Origin of the sequence: Sphingobacterium sp. JUb56, from assembly GCF_014191365.1 — a bacterium.
Lineage (GTDB): Bacteria > Bacteroidota > Bacteroidia > Sphingobacteriales > Sphingobacteriaceae > Sphingobacterium > Sphingobacterium anhuiense.
The window spans coordinates 670,466-688,984 of record NZ_JACHWL010000002.1; the positions used below are offsets into that span (position 1 = coordinate 670,466).

An 18,519-nucleotide genomic window follows, 5' to 3' on the forward strand; every position below is an offset into this window, starting at 1 on the left:
CTTTATAAAAAGCGGAGAACCATTTATCAGAGCATGCTATAGAAAATCAATGCTAACGGTAACAATTCAGGATTCATTTTCTTCATAATTGTTTTTAACCCACGTTGTTTCTGCGTTTTTACCGTGTTGATACTTATATTTAATTCTTTGGATATTTCCTGATTACTTAATCCTTCGAAATAACCCATCTTAAATACGACCTGACAACCGACGGGCATACTTTCCACTATTTTATACACTTCAGCAATAACCTCTGAATGGATAATACTTAATTCTAAAGAATCGTGACTGCACTCGTTAAATGGAGAATTTAACCAATACTTCTCAACAACTCTTTCTTTCCGCTTGCTATTTAAAAATGCATACCGTACAGAAGTATAAAGGTAATTCTTTATAGCACCCTGATGTGTAGAAATATGATCTTCATGGTTATAATAAGAAATGAATGCATCCTGTGCCAGATCTTCAGCTTCTGTAGCGTCCCCACATAGCTTCCATGCAAAATGGCATAGACTTCTATAATGTTCTTCAAATAATTGTTTATGGACGTTACTGTTCATTTAAAAACACAAAATCTAGTGAAGTAAGAAAGTAATATTTAAGTTGTCGGCAAACGGATTAGCATGTTACTGTAAAACGAAGTTAATGTTAAATTTTGTTAAATACTAGAGTCTTTTTAAATTATTTTTTGTCAAAGTTTAGATTTCAAGACTAAAAAATCGTCAATTTTTCTTATATTGTAGCCTTTCACAAATATTAAAAACAAAGACTAAATGCTATTTACCGTTCTAATAGGACTAATAACATCGAGCCTTATTGTTCCATTTGGCAAATTCGTAAAAACTAAATGGGGAATTATTCTCGCATTCATACCGCTACTTTTATTTCTTTATTATCTCCAATATCTACCATTAATAAATTGGGATAGATCATATGTACAGCATATTGACTGGATACCCTCACTAGGTATAAATTTTGATTTTAGGCTAGATGGATTATCTCTCTTATTTTCTTTATTAATCACCGGAATCGGAACCTGCATATTTTTTTACGCTAAATCATATTTAAAAGATGATCCATATATCGATCGCTTTTTTGGATACTTATGTATGTTCATGTCAGCTATGCTCGGCCTTGTACTGTCTGACAATATTTTTCTATTATTTACCTTCTGGGAACTGACCAGCATCAGCTCGTTTTTCTTGATTGGTTTTAATAATGAAAAAATAGAATCTAGAAAAAGTGCCCTGACAGCATTAAGCGTAACTGGACTAGGAGGCTTCTTTTTATTGGGAGGTCTTGTTCTAATCGGTAATATTGCCAATACCTATTCCATCTCCGAGCTCGTAAGTAAGGCTCAACTTATTCAGCAGCATCAGCTATTTCCTTATATCTTAGGTCTGATCATCTTAGGTGCTATGACCAAATCTGCACAATTTCCATTTCATTTTTGGTTACCTGGCGCTATGAAAGCGCCTACGCCAGTATCTGCCTACCTGCACTCAGCAACTATGGTAAAAGCGGGTATCTACCTACTTGCACGTTTTTATCCCATTTTAGGCAATAATACCGCGTGGACGTATAGTCTCATGATTATTGGTGGAATCACAATGCTATATGGAGCTTTTCATTCTCTTTTTAGAACTGATATGAAGGGCGTACTCGCTTATTCAACTATATCGGCATTGGGTATTTTAGTTTTTTTATTAGGTCTTGGCACCCAAGATGCCATAATCGCCGCTTCTGTTTTTATTGTTGTGCATGCACTATATAAAGCAACATTATTTTTAATTACAGGCATTATTGATCACGCCACACATACAAGGGACCTATCTGTACTGCAAGGCTTGAGAAAGGTTTTATTACCTGTGGCAATTGCTGGGTTTTTAGCCGCAATATCCAGTGCCGGAATACCTTTAACATTTGGATTTATTGGGAAAGATTTAATATATGAAGCAACATTACACAGTGAAAAACATTTAGCTATTTACCTGACTGCTGCGGCAGTAATAACAAATATTCTATTGGTATCTGCGGGTTTCATGGCTGGTATCAAACCGTTTTTCGGGAAACTTCCTGAAAATTTTGAGAAAATAAAACTTCCTGCAAAATCGCTTTGGATACCTCCGTTTATACTTGCACTCTTAGGAGTCGTATTTGGTTGTTTCCCAACTTTTATTGGCGATCTGATCGCACAACCCACCGTAAATAGTATCATGTCCGTTAAAAGTGATTTTCAACTCAAGATATGGCATGGATTTAATACTATTTTGCTATTAAGTGCCATAACTATAGTACTGGGCACAGTTATCTATTTTATCAATAAGCCAAGTGAACGTAAATTAAAATGGATAGAACAATTAAATTTCATAGCACCGATTACCATTTTTCAAAAATGCTATCAGACCATCTACAATTTCTCGACGAGTTATTCGCATTATTTCCATAACGGATATCTTCGCTCTTACCTATTGAAGATAATCATATTTGCAGAGGTTCTTTTAGCTTATCAACTTTACCTTGGTGGCCCACTACATATCAACTGGGAACTACTATCAGCAGTAAGCGTATACGAAGTGGTTACTATTCTGATCGTATTTGGAGCTGTCGCTCTCACCTTGAGCACTTCTTCAAGGCTAACCGCTGTAGTTTCAACTAGTGTCATTGGATACGGTATCTGTTTACTTTTCGTATTCTACAGTGCTCCGGATTTGGCTATGACACAATTTACAATAGACACGCTAACAGTAGTTCTATTTGTTCTTGTTCTCTTTAAATTACCGCCATTTCTAAATCTTGCCAATAAAAGAGTACTGATAAGGGATGCGGTGGTTGCCATCATATTTGGGATAATCTTAGCTATGGTCGCCATTCGCGTGCTACATGTTCCTACGAATATTGCCATCAGTGACTTCTATGGTAAAAACGCATATTTATTAGCGAAAGGTAGAAATGTCGTAAATGTACTACTTGTTGACTTCAGGGGGTTTGATACCATGTTTGAAGTTGTTGTATTATCGATCGCTGCATTAGGTGTGTACAGCTTATTAAAATTACGTTTAAAATCATCGGAGAAAGAATAATATGAAAAGTACTATTTTACAAACAGCTTCAAAATATTTGTTGCCTATACTTCTTTTATTTTCCTTTTTTCTATTATTAAGAGGACATTACTACCCAGGCGGTGGATTTGTCGGAGGTTTGGTTGCATCCATTGCTTTTGTCTTACACAGTTTCGCTCATGGTACTGAAGAAACAATGAAGATATTGCGTTATAAACCCCTATCCTTACTTCCTATCGGATTAGGAATATCTGCATTCAGTATGTTTATGCCAGCACTTTTCGGACTGCCTGTAATGACTGGATTATGGCTGGAACATCCGATCCCAGTTATTGGTATGATTGGTACAGCACTACTCTTCGATCTTGGTATTTACCTCGTGGTCATCGGAGTTGTTTTAACCATTTTATTCACCATTTCACTCAGTTCAGATTAACATTGCAATGGAAATACTACTTATTTTACTCATAGGCGTATTATATGCGACAGGCATATATCTTATTTTAAGAAGAAGTATGGTTAAACTACTTCTAGGAATTATGCTACTTGGAAACGGCACCAATATTTTGATATTTCTCTTGGGTAATATCACCAAAGGAAAACCGCCGATCATTAGAGATGGATTGAAAGTCTTTCAAGATATATATGCAGATCCAATACCTCAAGCATTAATTTTAACCGCCATTGTCATTAGCTTCGGCTTAACTTCCTTTGCTATTGTACTATTAAAACGTGTATATGCACTAATTAACACGGACGATCTAGACAACTTAAACACACCCGAAGACGAAGATATATGATTGATAATCAAATTATAGCAACAGTACTTGTACATTTATTTACTGCAATCATACAGTTAGGTTTTTGGAGAAAAACAGGTCCACAACGTATCCTCAGCATTGGCGGCAGTTTCATAAGTTTAATTTTTGCCATCAAATTATTTGCTAAAGTATTTAATGGAGACATACTCATTATGCATGCGGCCAATTGGGAGGCTCCTTTCGGAATTGTATTTGTAGCAGATTTACTAAGCTCCACCTTAGTTCTGCTCACAGCGATAGCGACTTTAGCAGTATCTATTTTCTCTGCAACAGGTATCGGCCGGCAACGTATACTCTACGGTTACTTCCCTATCTTCCACTTTTTAGTGATGGGATTAAATGGTGCATTTTTAACCGGTGATATTTTCAATCTTTACGTATTTTTTGAAGTTATTATTATTTCATCCTTTGTATTAATGACCCTGGGAGGTCGGAAAGCACAATTAGAGGGCGCTGTAAAGTATATGGCGATGAATATACTCGCTTCTACTTTCTTCTTAACTGGAATCGGTATTCTTTATGGTATATCGGGGTCTTTAAATATGGCCGATCTAGCACTTATAGTTCCCAAGATAGAAAACCGTGCAATAGTTGATATTACTGCTACTTTCTTTTTAATTGGATTTGGTATTAAGTCTGCGATTTTCCCGCTTTACTTCTGGTTGCCATCATCCTACCACACACCTCCTTCTGCTGTAGCAGCTATCTTTGGTGGGCTACTCACTAAGGTAGGTATATATGCCTTATTCCGTGTCTTTACCTTAATTTTTATTCCGAATGAATTTATTCGGAATATGTTGGTCGTATTGGCAATTTTGACCATTTTAACAGGAGCATTCGGTGTATTGATCAAGACCAATATAAGACGGCTATTTTCTTACCTCATCGTATGCCATATCGGATTTATGATAGGGGGATTAGGTATTTATAGCAAGTTGGCAATTCTCGGTGCTGTATTTTATTTAATTCATGATATCATGGTTAAAACGAACATCTTCTTAATCGCCGGATTGATCCGTCAAATGAGAGGATCTATGGATATGAAAAAATTGGGTGGATTGTATGCCGAATATCCGAAAATTTCATTGCTAATTGCCATAGTACTGTTTTCACTGGCTGGTATACCACCATTATCCGGGTTTTGGCCAAAAATATATTTATTGCAGGGTGCTTTTCAAACAGAACATTATTTTTATGCAGGAGCACTTATACTAGGTAGCTTCATGACTTTATTTGTACTCGCAAAATTTTGGTCGGAAGTATTTTGGAAAAAACCACAAGACCCCGATGCAATTGAGGACAAATTTAAAGACCTGATAGGTATTCGAAAGGTCGCATTGATTTTACCTATCTGTATACTTGCGGCTAGCTCCTTATATATCGGACTCAATGCAGAAAGTATCATTCAGGTAGCTGACCGCATATCATCAGAAATGTTAAACACCAAACCTTATATTCAAGCAGTATTAGGCAAATAAAGTAAAATATGATCAAACAGTTTTTAATGAACCTGCTGCTTTCTTTTATTTGGGTAGCATTAACAGGTTCAATGTATTATACGAATTTTCTTTTTGGCTTCTTACTTGGTTTCTTCATTCTATGGGTCATGAACCGAAATGAAGTTGATCAGCGTTATTTTTACCGTGTCCCGAAAACGATTAGCTTTCTCTTTTTCTTTTTGTATCAAATGATTATAGCTAATCTACAGGTTGCGTACGACGTGATCACACCTAAGTATTTTTTTAAACCTGGAATTGTGAAATACAAGATGGATGCTAAGTCTGATTTTGAGATCAACTTACTTTCTACCTTCATTTCACTAACACCGGGAACATTAATCCTGGATATCAGCGAAGACAAAAAGATTTTATATATCCATGTCATGTACCTACATGATAAACAAAAATTCATGACAGAGTTGAAAAACAATGTTGAACGCAAACTTTTAGAAATTTTGAGATGAGCTTAACTGAATATTTAGATTATGTGATTCTGCCCATATTAATTTTGTCTACAGTAATTACATTTATACGTCTTTTCAAAGGGCCCGATGTGGCCGATAGGGTTATTGCTCTAGATCTAATCATTACCACAGGTATTGGGATTATTACGGTCTATAGTATCACCACATCTCAAGAAATTTTTCTTGACGTGGCCATGATACTTGCCCTGATTGCCTTTTTAGGAACAATTGCTTTTGCCTATTATTTAGAAAAACAAGACTATAATGACTGATATTATTATTGCAGTGCTGAGTACTATCGGCGCCTTAGCGATTCTTTTTGCTTCCATTGGCATCCTAAGAATGCCTGACTTTTATTTACGCCTTTCTGTTACGGTTAAAGCTGCAACTCTAGGTGTTGGTTTGCTTTTGCTTTGTGCCGCAATTGTCTTTCCAGACGTTTCTGTAACAACTAAAACAATAGCGATCGCGTTCTTTTTAGTACTAACAGCTCCAGTTGCGGCACATATGATTGGAAGGGTTGCCTATATAACGGGCATTAAATTGTGGAAAGGGACAATTACAGATGAGTTGGAAGGTATGTATGATGAAGAGACACATGAATTAAAAAGTAATCCTGACGACTCTTCATCAACAGATGATACCACTAAAAAATAATACAAACTGGAGCAGGAACACGAAGTGGTTTTCCAGTCTCTTTTAGAAGTCCTGTTTTTTCATCCCTGCTAAAAGTTATAATTTGGTTACTTGTTTGATTGGCTACCAATAGGAATTTACCGTCAGGGCTAAAATTAAAATTGCGCGGTCCTTTTCCGGATGTACCCTGATTTGCTATTTTAGTCAATTTTCCGTCTTTAGCAATTGCGAAAATTCCAATGGTATTAGCATCACCTCTGTTTGATGCATACAGAAATTTTCCGTCCGGAGAGACTTTGATATCAGCGGCACCATTTTTCCCTGTAAATCCATCAGGATTAATATTAACAGATTGATCAAATAACCAATCTTGTCCATCCCGTTTGTATACAGCAATGTCTGCTGTCATTTCGAGTACGACATACATATGCTTTTCTTTCTTATCAAAGGCAATATGTCGAGGACCACCACCTGCTGAAGAGAATACTTCTGCAGGATCGGTACCCAATTTAACATCCTTTGATTTTGGATCAATTAATTTATAGATCGAAATTTGATCTAGACCTAAATCTTGTACAAAAAGTTCATTGCCTTTTTTTGAGAAGAACGCAGAATGTACATGAGGACCTTCTTGTCTAGCTTTGTCAACGCCTTTACCTTCATGTTGAACAAAATCTTTTAGAGTACCGATAACACCATTGGGTTCTAATCCGTAAAGTACAAAAGAGCCACCACTATAATTAGAAGCTGTGATCAGGTTTTTATAAGGACTCACAGAAACATGACAGGGCGCATCTCCTTTTGTAGGAACTGTATTTAAGATCGTAAATTTACCTTTGTTATAAGAATATGCAGTTAAACTTCCTTTATTATTTCCCTGCTCACTAACAGCATATAAAATATTATCCTTTCGAGCTAGAAATGAGGGATCCACTAATGGAGTGGTCGATACTAGCGCTATTTCACCCGTTTTTACATTAAAATCAAATGCATAGATTCCTTTACTTTCGGTGTTAGAGGTATAAGTACCTACAAACATGGAAATGTTTTGCGACCAACCAAAAAAAGGAAAACAGGTCAAAATAAAAAGTATAATTTTTTTCATGATTTCAAAATTAAAATTTTGTGGGAAAATGTAGTGTTAAATTTGGTTAAAACTACTTTTACTACCTTGTAAATACTTATTTTAGCTGTTCCAGAGCCGTTCAATATGTTAATATTCATAATAAGCATATAAACGGGATAAGACCTCGGAAATAATATTCAAATAAAATTAAGAATAATTAATATATTCTAATAATTTTGTGCAAGCTTTCAGAACTTTAAGTTTGAACAGTTATATTTTTAAAAAGCATTTAAATTACATTCCACGAATGAAACCATCATGGGCTTACAATAGCTTACAAACCGCGAGTAGTAACCAGCTCATGATAGCTTCATCACCATTAAAAGACATATTATTCTAATGAAAAAAAACTTATATACGTTGCTATTATTGGTATTTGTGACAGCACAAACAGTATTTGCTCAAAAACAAGTAATCGATCGAGTAGTTGCGACAGTAGGATCTGGTATTATTTTACAATCAGATGTTGATATGCAGTATGCACAATATCTTTCAGGAGGTAATAAACCAAATGCAGATTTCAAATGTGAAATGCTGCAACAGTTGTTAACACAGAAATTACTTTCTCAACAAGCGGTAATTGACTCCATCGAAGTGGGCGAAACTGAAGTTGATGATAACCTAAACAGCCGACTACGCTATATGTCTCAACAAGCAGGTGGTCAAGAAAGATTAGAAAAATTCTTAAACAGATCTCTGTTGCAATACAAAGAAGATATGCGTCCTAGTATATATGAGCAATTGAAAGCAAATAAAATGCGTCAGAATATTGTTCAAAAAGTGGACGTTACACCTATTGAGGTAAAACGCTATTTTGAAGGACTAAATACCGATAGTCTACCTTATTTTAATACAGAAGTAGAAATTGGTGAAATTGTTATGTTCCCCAAACTAACTGTTGAAGAGAAAGCTGAGTTTAAAGCAAAAGCAGAGGGACTTCGCAAACAGGTTACAGATGGTTCTGATTTTGGTACAGTTGCACGTTTATATTCTGAAGATGGATCTGCTCCTTACGGTGGTGATTTAGGTTTTAATACACGTGATAACTGGGTTAAGGAATTTGCTGCAATGGCTTTTAAATTAAAAGCGGGTGATGTTTCTCCTGTTTTTGAAACAAAGTATGGCTTCCACTTTTTACAAGTATTAGAAAGACGTGGAGAAGAGGTGCATGTTAGGCATATTTTGATTAAATTTAAACCAACAGCTGCTAGTATTGAGCGTACCCAAGCAAAGATGGATAGCATCTACAACTTAGTGACAACAGGGAAATTGGATTTTTATCATGCAGCAACAACTAACTCTGACAGTGAAGAATCTAAATTCAATGGGGGAATGGTCCTTAACCAAGAAGGGGAAAGCCGTTCAACATTAATACCTGTAGATAAATTAGAAGCTTCTGTATTTCAAGCTATAGATCCATTAAAACCTGGAGAATATTCTAAACCGGCACAATTTACAGATCGTACAGGTGAAATTGGTCTACGATTCAATTATCTAAAATCACGTATTGCTCCTCATAAAGCAAACTTAGATGAGGATTTTGTAAAAATCAAAGAAGCTGCACGTCAAGATAAAGTAAACCGCAAATTGAATACCTGGTTTGAATCTAAGAGAGAGAACACATATATCAATATTGCCGATGACTTTAAAGACTGTAATGAACTTAAAGTTTGGATCTCTAAAAAATAGTTGATCGGATAAGATAAAATAGAAAGGGCTTCAAAATTAATTTTGAAGCCCTTTCTATTTTATAAATAATGTGAAAAAATATTATCTTTCAAACATCATTTCTACAAGTATATTCCAATTTGCTTTCGATACATCATCCTTAGCGAGTTCACTCAACTTCCAAATACGGATATAATTGTATTTAACGACCTTATCCTTAATATTGACAGTTGCAGTACCGAATGAATATGCATATTCACCGCTATATGCTCTACCTACTTTTTCAGGAGTAGTTAGAATATTAATACGGGATTTCTTTAAATATGCTAATATTTCTTTTTTACCCTCTATCGGTTGTATCCAAGGAAAAAGAAATCTTGCATCTTCATTCAAAAACTCTTTATAACCCGCCTGATTATCAGCCTTAAGAACCGTTGACAAAAGCTTATCGGTTTCAAAAACAATCTCTTTACGTTGATCTAAACGTACCTGAGAACGGTGCTTCAAATACCAAGCTTCACTAGGTTCATAAAACTCCAGTTCAGAATTTTCCTTATTGCCAAAATTTTCGACTTCAGCACGAATATCCACCAGCCACTTACCTTTTTTATTTCTTTTCCAAACCGTTAAGTACTGTCCAAAACGCTTTCTCGCTCCTACTTTCTGAAATTCCATAGGACCAGTAGTAACGCCAAATTCTTGACTTTTCGAAACCATAGCTAGCGCTGGTTCCCAAGTTAGTACATCGGGTATATTCGGCCTGTTATTAAGATAATCTAAAGCATTGACCTCGGAAGGAACAAAAAATTTAGACTCTTTATCGACAATCGACAGAAAAGCCTGATGCGGAGTAGTTGTCTTAGAAATCAATGCAGCCTCTTTGTCGGCATTGATTAAACTACCTACTTTATCGGGAATCTGAGCAAACACTTGTGCTGAAAAGGCACTCATGAAAACTATTGCCGACATTTTATTCCATATATTCATGTAATGTCTTTATTTTAATTGGACACTAACTATCAAATCTTATTCCAAAGCGTTCCATCTTTGCTATCTTTTAATTGAATACCGATAGCATTAAGTTCCTCACGAATACGATCGGATGTAGCAAAATCTTTATTTTGCTTAGCTCCGTCACGTAATTTGATCACAATAGCCATAATTTCATCCACATTATCATTGCTCGATAATTGATCATCTTGTAAGCCTAGAATATCAAAAACAAAATGTTGTACAAATGCTCTTAACTCTTCTAGATCAGCAAGGCTGATAGTGGCTTTCCCATCGTAAATAGAATTAATCGAACGAACGACTTCAAACAATTCTGCAATTAAGATAGGGCTATTGAAATCATCATCCATAGCAGCATAACATTTCGCCCGTAAATCAGCTACATCAACAGCAGACTTACCTTTTGAAGGTTTCAGCTTATCCAATAGATTAACGGCTGTCATAAGACGTTTGAACCCTTTATCTGCAGCATCAAGTGCCTCATTCGAGAAATCCAATGTGCTTCTATAATGTGCTTGTAACATAAAGAAACGAACAGCCATAGGTGAATATCCACGTTCTAACAGAGGGTGATCACCGGTAAACAGCTGATGAGGTAAAAAGCCATTTCCTGAAGATTTAGACATACGTGCTCCATTTACCGTCAACATATTGGTATGCATCCAGTATTTGGCAGGTGCAGTATGATTACATGCTTCAGACTGGGCTATTTCGTTGGTATGATGTGTTGCGGCTAAATCCATACCTCCACCATGAATATCAAACTGATCGCCTAAATATTTACGGCTCATCGCCGAACATTCAATATGCCAACCTGGAAATCCCACACTCCAAGGTGAAGGCCAGCGCATAATATGTTCCGGCTTAGCTTTGATCCATAATGCAAAATCCAGACGGCCATGTTTTTCATCTTGGCCACCAAGCTCACGTGTATTATTCAACATATCTTCCAGCTTACGATTAGTCAGAATAGTATAATCGTAATCTTTCACATATTTCTCTACATCAAAATATACAGTCCCATCTACCTCATAAGCATAGCCATTAGCAATGATCTTTTGGACCATTTCAATCTGCTCAGAAATATGTCCTGTAGCGGTCGGTTCTATACTTGGAGGTAAAGTATTAAAAAGACGAAGCACATCGTGGAAACCAAGAGTATATTTTTGAACAATCTCCATCGGTTCCAATTGCTCCAATTTTGCCTTTTTAGCAAACTTATCATCACCTTCATCATTATCCCCTTCCAAATGGCCTGCATCGGTAATATTACGGACATAACGAACTTTAAATCCGAGATGTTTTAAATAACGAAATATCAAATCAAATGACACAAAAGTCCGACAATTTCCTAAGTGAACATCACTGTATACGGTAGGCCCACAAACATACATCCCTACTAAAGAGGGATGTAATGGTTGGAATTTTTCTTTCTTACGTGTTAACGTATTGTATAAATGAAGATTGTTTTCCATGTCTAGAAAATAGCTGTTTCTATTTTTGTCTAAAATATATTTGAATTGGAACACCTTCAAAATCGAAGTGCTCACGTAATTTATTTTCGATATAACGTTTGTACGGATCTTTTACATACTGTGGTAAGTTACAGAAGAATGCAAACATAGGTGTACGTCCTGGTAATTGCGTTACGTATTTTACCTTGATATATTTACCCTTTAAAGCTGGTGGCGGATAATTTTCAATCACCTGCAACATCACTTCGTTTAATTTTGAAGTAGGTATTTTTTTCGTTTTATTCTCATAAACTTTTGCTGCTACTTCTAGCGCCTTGAAAATACGTTGTTTTTCAGTAACCGAAGTAAAGACAATAGGTATATCTGTAAAAGGAGCAATTTTCTCTTTGATTCGAGCTTCAAACTCTTTCATCGTTTTATTGTCTTTATCAATGGTATCCCATTTATTGACAATGATCACAATACCTTTTCTATTTTTTTCTGCCAAATGAAAAATATTGATATCCTGTGCTTCAATTCCATCATTTGCATCTAACATTAAAAGAACAACATCAGAATCCTCTAATGCTTTAATTGTACGCATCACAGAGTAAAACTCAATATCTTCGTTTACCTTAGATTTACGTCTCAAACCTGCTGTATCAATCAATAAGAACTCATGTCCAAATTGCTTATAATGAATACGAATCGAATCGCGTGTCGTACCTGCAACAGGTGTTACAATATTACGATCAACACCTAACAAAGCATTTGTTAAAGAAGATTTACCTACGTTCGGACGACCTACGATTGTATATTTCGGTAATGTGGTATCATCTTCCTCTTCGTCTTCAAAAGTTGAAACTACAGCATCCAATAATTCCCCTGTTCCAGACCCTGTAGCAGAAGAAACATTATAAATTTCACCTAAACCAAAAGCATAAAACTCTGCAGAGTCATGGTGTAATTTAGCGTGGTCAACTTTATTTGCAGCAACATATACCGGTTTAGAGCTTCTTCTCAAAAGATCTGCGATCTCATCATCTAAATCCGTAATACCTGTTGTTACATCAACCATAAAAATGATCGCGGATGCTTCTTCTATTGCGATATGAACCTGGTCACGAATTGCTTCTTCAAAAACATCATCCGATCCATGTACAAACCCACCAGTATCAATTACTGTAAACTTTTTTCCAATCCATTCTGCCGTTTCATAGTGACGGTCGCGCGTCACTCCACTAAAGTCATCAACAATAGCTTTTCTACTCTCCGTCAGACGATTAAAAAGCGTGGATTTCCCAACATTTGGACGACCTACAATTGCAACAATATTTGCCATATTTTTACTATATATTATTCTCGTTACCTCACGGCAACTTATTTAAATACAATTTAACTCAGTGGGCAAAGTTACATAATATACCTGGTATTTTTGAAAATCAATCTAATCTTATCGTAAACAATAAGATTTTTGTTATCATATTTTACAACTGAGCTAAAGACTATCAAACAAACTTGCTATCAGTCCGTAAAGTATTCTTTCCATCTGAAATCCAATTAAATTTATACATGACTACCCCAAGGACCTCAAACAGAGATTCAATAAAAAAGTCCCAAATAGCTGGGGCTTTCTAAAAACTAAAATATCGTTTATTCTAAGACATATAATCGTTTGCGCAAAAACGCTAGCAATCATAATTATGAAACATAAAAAAATGGCTTTACAAAACTGTAAAGCCATTACTAATTTATTTTTGAAATTCTAATTTAACCCTATTGAGTTGGATTTTGCGTTAATACACCAGGGTAAGAATTAATAGCACTTTGTGGAATATAATATACTACGCGAAAGTCTGTCGGAGCAATAACCTCTGACTGATTGTGCGGTCCCGGATATTGACGCGTCAAAGCTTCACCGTTACGAAATACATCATAGCTACGTTCTGCTTGAAAGGCTAATTCCAATTCACGCTCTTTATCAATTAATTTACTTGCATTTGATGCATTCAAAGAAGAATAAGCTCCATTCGCAATTGAACGTGTTCTTATTTTATTTAAATCCGCTAAAGCTGCGCTGTAATTACCAAGTTTTGCTTGAGCTTCTGCTCTATTTAAATAGATCTCACCCAAACGGCTGATTACAGGAGAATGCAATTGAGAGTTTTCGCCCTCTTTAGAACATTTCGTGATATAAAATTGTGGATATACACGGTTTAATGAAATATAGTAGTCCAGCACGCCTTTGTAGGTTTTACCATCTTTATATTTTATACTATAAGTTCCCTCATTTGAGTTTATTACTGTTAATGCATAAGGTATTCTCTGTTCTGCAGTAGTTTCCGTTTTAGGTATAACCTCTACAGCAGTAATTGTGCTACCAGCTCGTTCAATAACAAATTGAGCATAGTTTAAAGTACTCACTCCGTCTTCTTTTACAAAACGAAACACTTCAGAATACTTACCTGTTTTTTCATCTTTTGCATAAGTAGGTTCTATAAAAGATGCTCGAGCATCAACAATACGGTAATTATCTGGACGCCAATCGTTACGACCGGTTTCATTCAATAAATCAATGTATTTAGCACTTGCATACATCTCACCCCAGCCCATACCTCCAATATTGGAATACATACCACCAATACCATAATAATGATCATCACCCGAAAATTCAGATGCTACTCTTTTAACTGCGAAAATAGTCTCGTTATTATTTTCTGGTGTAAACGTATTATATTTCATAAATCGCTCTCTTTCTAATAACGTGTAATCTCCTGAGTTGATCACTTTATCCGCATACTCAACAGACAGTCTTGCATATTCTGCATTAGGTGATTGATATGTACCGCTCATATAAAGATAAACACGAGATAACATCGCTTGAGCCGCTCCTTTAGAAGCATAGATATTGCCTTTTTTAATTGTCAACAAAGACTCTGCTTTCTTTAGATCGCTTATCGCTTGCTCGTAAGTTTCTTTAACTGTTGAACGGTCTGGTAAATGTAAATTATCAAATACGTCATCAGGTGTTCCATTTACAATGGGCAAACCTAAATTTGTTTCCGGATTTTGATAATAAGGACGTCCATATGCACGAACCAAATAGAAATACATCATCCCGCGGATGTAATAACATTCTCCCAATTGATTGTCTTTTTCAGCACTTTCTCCCTCTTTTATAATTTTCATCACATTAGAAGTCTGCGCAATCGCTTTATAACCTGCATTCCAAAATTCAGACAAACGTCCGTTATTTGGCGTACGAGCATAAGAAATGAACTCATAAAATGCATCCGTCGAAGCACCCCTAATCATCATATTATCTCCAGCATATTCTCCTGCACGATGCATAGGGTCTGACCATGCTTTTAATTGTGCATAAGCACCATTGATCATCGCGTCCGGATTATTCGCAATAACATCCGAATCCATTAAGTTATGGGGTAACCTATCTATATTACATGACGTAATGCTAGCAGCTGCTAATAATACAAATAATATCTTTTTCATAAAATTTTTTCCTCTTTTAACTAAAATGTCACATTAAGACCAAACATAAATTTACGTGTAGCAGGATAAATAGCAGGTCCTGCAGAACCCAAAACAGCACCTGAATCATTCACAGACATTTCAGGATCTACACCTGAGTAATTTGTAATGGTAAACAAGTTCTCACCTGTAAAGAAAACACGAACATTTTTCAAGTGATATTGTTCCAATTTCAAATTATATCCTAAGGTTAAAGAACGTAACCTTAAAAAATCACTATCTTCTAAATAACGAGTAGAAGTAGAATTTCCTTTATCGTTATTATTGTATTTCGCAATAGGATGTGTTGCTATATCTCCCGGTTTTTCCCAACGGTTCCAGCCATCTTGCAATTTCATTTGATTTCTATCTGTATATGTTCCATCAGAATCATATTCTTGACGAGAATAATTATAGATTTTACCACCAATTGAATAGCCAAACGAAGCATTTAAATCAAATTGTTTATAAGTTATTCCAGTATTGAATCCTCCAAATAGATCTGGAGATGCTTTTCCTGCTTTCTGTAATGTTGCTGCAGAATAATTAGAGGTCTTTACTTGAGTTTGATTACCATCTTGATCGGTTTCAACTTTATACCATTCGGGAGCACCTGTCTCTACATTCACTCCAGCCCATATCGGCATATAATAAGTATCGACTGGTAAACCCGGTTCCAATACGCGACTTGCTGAACCAGCAATTCCTAAACCATCACCAATGATAAGTGGTCTAACAACATTGTTGCCATTAGCATCTTTACTCTTGATCAATTGCGTCAGTTTATTTTTATTGTGACCAATATTGATGTCCAGACTCCACGTAAAGTCATTTTTTCGAATGATATCTCCACCTAAAGTAAGCTCAATACCTCTATTTTGCATCTTACCGATATTCTTATACACAGAAGTAACTCCAGTTAATCCACTAATGGGCACATTGTATAAGATATTATCGGTTTTTTTATCATAGTAGTCAAAACTTACACGAGCACGATTACTGAACATCGATGCATCAAATCCTGCCCCTGTAGTAAACGTACGCTCCCACGTCAGATTCTTGTTTCCAATCCGATAAATCAAAGCGCCCGAAGTCTCATTATATCCGGATGATGATGATACAGAATATAAGCTATATTGTGGATACAACTCACTAGGGCGGTTACCGACAGAACCATAAGAAGCACGAACTTTTAAATTATCAACCCATGAAGCATTGAACCAATTCTCGCGATTGATATTCCATCCTCCACTCACAGAGAAGAAATTTCCGTATTTCGCATTGTCACCAAAGTTAGAAGCGCCATCACGACGGAAAGACAATTGTCCTAAATATTTACCATCGTAAGCATAGTTTGCATTAGACAAGAAAGATTGAACAGCCCATTCATTGATCGCTCCTTTAGTTCTTTCTGGTCGAGAAACAACATCAAGCACTTCAAATCCTGGAATAAATCCAGTTCCATATACATCTAATGTCTTAGACCAATAATCATTGAATTCATATGCTGCTAATGCGTTCACAGCATGCTTGCCCCAAGATTTATTGAATTTTAATATTTGACTGGTGTAACGACGTGCATATTCCGAACGATAATCGGTTAAACGTCCTTTTACACTTTCTCCACCATTAGAGCGTGGATCAGTATAACCAGCAGCACTATACGTGTTATAGCGGTAGTTATTAACAGACGAAAATGTTAGCCAATTCGTGAACTTGATATCAAAGTCCATATTACCACTGAATTCATAATTTGTGTTGGCACTATGATCCCATTGTAAATCGTAAAGGTAGTTTGTACTCGCACTATTTACCCAACTACTTGAACGGTGACCAACCAAGTTACCATTAGCATCATATGGACTGTCCCAAGGGAAATTTGAATACATAGCAGTTGTAGAATACTGTCTATCTTCCACCCCACGACGTGCCCCCACCAATGTTGGTTTAACTGTCAACCATGTGGTAGGCTTATAAACCGTATTCATACGGAAATTATAACGATCGTATTCATAACCTTTTACAGCACCTACTTCATTATAATAACCTAATGACAAGTAAGACTGCAACTTTTCCGTACCACTTTGAATCGAAACATTATGATTTTGCGTAAATCCTTGCTGAGTAGCTACTTTCCACCAGTCAAAATTGCTATCTCTTAAATCTGCATTCCAACGTGGAAATTTGATTGCACTTTGGTTAGCAAAAGAAGCATAGTAATCATACAATTCTGCACCGTTCATCATTTTCATATTACCATTGGTAAGCTGATTGAATCCCATTTTTGTAGAAAAACTGATTGAAGTGCCGCTTGCAGATGGATTCTTAGTCGTTACGACAACAACACCATTTGCACCTTGAGAACCATAAATAGCAGTAGAAGCTGCATCTTTCAAAATTGTTAATGTTGCGATATCATCTGGATTTAAATCTCCAGCACTAGAACCAAGGATTACACCATCTACGACCCAGAGCGGACTAGTTGTACCACTTAAAGTAGCTTGACCACGAATCACGACACCTCCTTTTGCACCTGGTTGACCCGATCCTGGAGCAACATATACACCAGCAGCTTTTCCATTTAACATATTCTCCACATTCGGAGAAGTTGTACCTCTCAATTGATCACCCTTTACAACTTGTAGCGCTCCTGTTAGACTCTCTTTCTTTTGAGTGCCATAACCTACAACTACAACTTCTTCAAGTGCTTGATTAGATTCTTCCAGTTGTACATTTAAAAATGCACCTTCCACCAGTTTTTCAGTTTTGTTAAATCCAATTGCTGAAAAAATCAAAGTTTGACCAACTTCAACTTGAAGAGAATAGCGTCCATTGGCATCAGTTGAAGTCGCAAGAGTAGGTTTTTCTTTCACAGAAATAGTCACTCCACTTAATGGGCCCGTACTTGATGTAACAGTACCAGAAACTTTCTGCTGCATACTATTACTTGTTACGCTAATCAAATTACCATAATCATTGGCCATCACCATATTTGGAGCTACAAGAGCAAACATTAAGGCAGATGTAATCGGGTAAAATTTAGTCGTAAAAAAAGGTTTTGTAAATCTTTTATTCATAAACTTAATTTCAAGATAATCAGTATATTAGTTAATTATCATAATTTATACAGTGCAAAATAGTGTAAAGATTACTTAATATAAATTTAATATGTAACGAAATCGATTGCATAAATTCACGCAAACGATTGTTATGAAAACTAAAATATAGTTACCTCAGAAACTACCGAAAT

15 protein-coding genes are annotated in these 18,519 nt (G+C 35.9%); 8 read left to right on the top strand and 7 right to left on the bottom strand.

Going from position 1 to position 18,519, the window contains the following annotated elements:
- Nucleotides 1-26 precede the first annotated feature (26 nt).
- Nucleotides 27-560, bottom strand: coding sequence for an RNA polymerase sigma factor (locus FHR29_RS22385; RefSeq protein ID WP_132841131.1), 534 nt, complete (start codon nucleotides 558-560; stop codon nucleotides 27-29).
- A gap of 213 nt (nucleotides 561-773) precedes the next feature.
- Between FHR29_RS22385 and mbhE the strand changes: the two genes are divergently transcribed.
- The 7 genes from mbhE to mnhG are packed head-to-tail and all read left to right on the top strand — an operon-like array spanning nucleotide 774 to nucleotide 6,503.
- Nucleotides 774-3,083, top strand: a complete 2,310-nt coding sequence (mbhE, locus tag FHR29_RS22390; protein WP_183917312.1) for a hydrogen gas-evolving membrane-bound hydrogenase subunit E — start codon at nucleotides 774-776, stop codon at nucleotides 3,081-3,083.
- Nucleotide 3,084: 1 nt separating this feature from the next.
- On the top strand, nucleotides 3,085-3,498 hold the full coding sequence (locus FHR29_RS22395) for a Na+/H+ antiporter subunit B (protein WP_021190427.1): 414 nt from the start codon (nucleotides 3,085-3,087) through the stop codon (nucleotides 3,496-3,498).
- Nucleotides 3,499-3,505: 7 nt separating this feature from the next.
- Entirely contained in the window at nucleotides 3,506-3,862 is a 357-nt protein-coding gene (locus FHR29_RS22400) for a Na+/H+ antiporter subunit C (RefSeq protein ID WP_021190426.1), read from the top strand.
- Entirely contained in the window at nucleotides 3,859-5,361 is a 1,503-nt protein-coding gene (locus FHR29_RS22405; protein ID WP_183917320.1) for a proton-conducting transporter membrane subunit, read from the top strand. Before FHR29_RS22400 ends, FHR29_RS22405 begins: the two co-directional genes overlap by 4 nt.
- An 8-nt stretch (nucleotides 5,362-5,369) precedes the next feature.
- On the top strand, nucleotides 5,370-5,846 hold the full coding sequence (locus FHR29_RS22410; protein WP_021191306.1) for a Na+/H+ antiporter subunit E: 477 nt from the start codon (nucleotides 5,370-5,372) through the stop codon (nucleotides 5,844-5,846).
- Nucleotides 5,843-6,118, top strand: a complete 276-nt coding sequence (locus tag FHR29_RS22415; RefSeq protein ID WP_021191305.1) for a cation:proton antiporter — start codon at nucleotides 5,843-5,845, stop codon at nucleotides 6,116-6,118. The genes FHR29_RS22410 and FHR29_RS22415 overlap by 4 nt, the downstream gene beginning before the upstream one ends.
- Nucleotides 6,111-6,503 (top strand): monovalent cation/H(+) antiporter subunit G, encoded by a 393-nt coding sequence (mnhG, locus tag FHR29_RS22420; RefSeq protein WP_132841125.1) that lies wholly within the window; start codon nucleotides 6,111-6,113, stop codon nucleotides 6,501-6,503. The genes FHR29_RS22415 and mnhG overlap by 8 nt, the downstream gene beginning before the upstream one ends.
- On the opposite strand, the gene FHR29_RS22425 is transcribed toward mnhG, so the two are convergent.
- Complete coding sequence (locus FHR29_RS22425) at nucleotides 6,493-7,587, bottom strand: lactonase family protein (protein ID WP_183917322.1); 1,095 nt, start codon at nucleotides 7,585-7,587, stop codon at nucleotides 6,493-6,495. The two genes, mnhG and FHR29_RS22425, sit on opposite strands and share 11 nt — an antisense overlap.
- 360 nt (nucleotides 7,588-7,947) lie before the next feature.
- Between FHR29_RS22425 and FHR29_RS22430 the strand changes: the two genes are divergently transcribed.
- Complete coding sequence (locus FHR29_RS22430) at nucleotides 7,948-9,297, top strand: peptidylprolyl isomerase (RefSeq protein ID WP_132769150.1); 1,350 nt, start codon at nucleotides 7,948-7,950, stop codon at nucleotides 9,295-9,297.
- A gap of 81 nt (nucleotides 9,298-9,378) precedes the next feature.
- Here the strand turns inward: FHR29_RS22430 and FHR29_RS22435 are convergent, their stop codons facing one another.
- The 5 genes from FHR29_RS22435 to FHR29_RS22455 all read right to left on the bottom strand — a co-directional run bounded on the left by FHR29_RS22435 (nucleotide 9,379) and on the right by FHR29_RS22455 (nucleotide 18,346).
- Nucleotides 9,379-10,263: a DUF4440 domain-containing protein gene (locus FHR29_RS22435; RefSeq protein ID WP_183917324.1), complete on the bottom strand. Its 885-nt coding sequence runs from the start codon at nucleotides 10,261-10,263 to the stop codon at nucleotides 9,379-9,381.
- Nucleotides 10,264-10,295: 32 nt separating this feature from the next.
- On the bottom strand, nucleotides 10,296-11,762 hold the full coding sequence (cysS, locus tag FHR29_RS22440; protein ID WP_183917326.1) for a cysteine--tRNA ligase: 1,467 nt from the start codon (nucleotides 11,760-11,762) through the stop codon (nucleotides 10,296-10,298).
- Between the two features lie 19 nt (nucleotides 11,763-11,781).
- The gene (gene der / locus FHR29_RS22445) at nucleotides 11,782-13,083 is read right to left on the bottom strand and encodes a ribosome biogenesis GTPase Der (RefSeq protein WP_183917328.1); all 1,302 of its coding nucleotides are present in this window, start codon (nucleotides 13,081-13,083) and stop codon (nucleotides 11,782-11,784) included.
- 434 nt (nucleotides 13,084-13,517) lie between these two features.
- A complete protein-coding gene (locus FHR29_RS22450) occupies nucleotides 13,518-15,251 on the bottom strand; it encodes a RagB/SusD family nutrient uptake outer membrane protein (protein WP_183917330.1) in 1,734 nt (577 codons plus the stop codon).
- A 20-nt stretch (nucleotides 15,252-15,271) separates the two neighbouring features.
- On the bottom strand, nucleotides 15,272-18,346 hold the full coding sequence (locus FHR29_RS22455; RefSeq protein ID WP_183917332.1) for a TonB-dependent receptor: 3,075 nt from the start codon (nucleotides 18,344-18,346) through the stop codon (nucleotides 15,272-15,274).
- Between the last annotated feature and the right edge of the window lie 173 nt (nucleotides 18,347-18,519).

Excerpts from the sequence above, each read along its gene's own strand:
- mnhG (WP_132841125.1), top strand. The coding sequence starts at position 6,111 with ATGACTGATATTATTATTGCAGTGCTGAGTACTATCGGCGCCTTAGCG.
- FHR29_RS22395 (WP_021190427.1), top strand. The coding sequence starts at position 3,085 with ATGAAAAGTACTATTTTACAAACAGCTTCAAAATATTTGTTGCCTATA.
- FHR29_RS22425 (WP_183917322.1), bottom strand. The coding sequence starts at position 7,587 with ATGAAAAAAATTATACTTTTTATTTTGACCTGTTTTCCTTTTTTTGGT.
- FHR29_RS22430 (WP_132769150.1), top strand. The coding sequence starts at position 7,948 with ATGAAAAAAAACTTATATACGTTGCTATTATTGGTATTTGTGACAGCA.
- FHR29_RS22450 (WP_183917330.1), bottom strand. The coding sequence starts at position 15,251 with ATGAAAAAGATATTATTTGTATTATTAGCAGCTGCTAGCATTACGTCA.
- der (WP_183917328.1), bottom strand. The coding sequence starts at position 13,083 with ATGGCAAATATTGTTGCAATTGTAGGTCGTCCAAATGTTGGGAAATCC.
- mbhE (WP_183917312.1), top strand. The coding sequence starts at position 774 with ATGCTATTTACCGTTCTAATAGGACTAATAACATCGAGCCTTATTGTT.
- FHR29_RS22405 (WP_183917320.1), top strand. The coding sequence starts at position 3,859 with ATGATTGATAATCAAATTATAGCAACAGTACTTGTACATTTATTTACT.
- FHR29_RS22410 (WP_021191306.1), top strand. The coding sequence starts at position 5,370 with ATGATCAAACAGTTTTTAATGAACCTGCTGCTTTCTTTTATTTGGGTA.
- FHR29_RS22415 (WP_021191305.1), top strand. The coding sequence starts at position 5,843 with ATGAGCTTAACTGAATATTTAGATTATGTGATTCTGCCCATATTAATT.
- FHR29_RS22400 (WP_021190426.1), top strand. The coding sequence starts at position 3,506 with ATGGAAATACTACTTATTTTACTCATAGGCGTATTATATGCGACAGGC.
- cysS (WP_183917326.1), bottom strand. The coding sequence starts at position 11,762 with ATGGAAAACAATCTTCATTTATACAATACGTTAACACGTAAGAAAGAA.
- FHR29_RS22435 (WP_183917324.1), bottom strand. The coding sequence starts at position 10,263 with ATGAATATATGGAATAAAATGTCGGCAATAGTTTTCATGAGTGCCTTT.
- FHR29_RS22385 (WP_132841131.1), bottom strand. The coding sequence starts at position 560 with ATGAACAGTAACGTCCATAAACAATTATTTGAAGAACATTATAGAAGT.
- FHR29_RS22455 (WP_183917332.1), bottom strand. The coding sequence starts at position 18,346 with ATGAATAAAAGATTTACAAAACCTTTTTTTACGACTAAATTTTACCCG.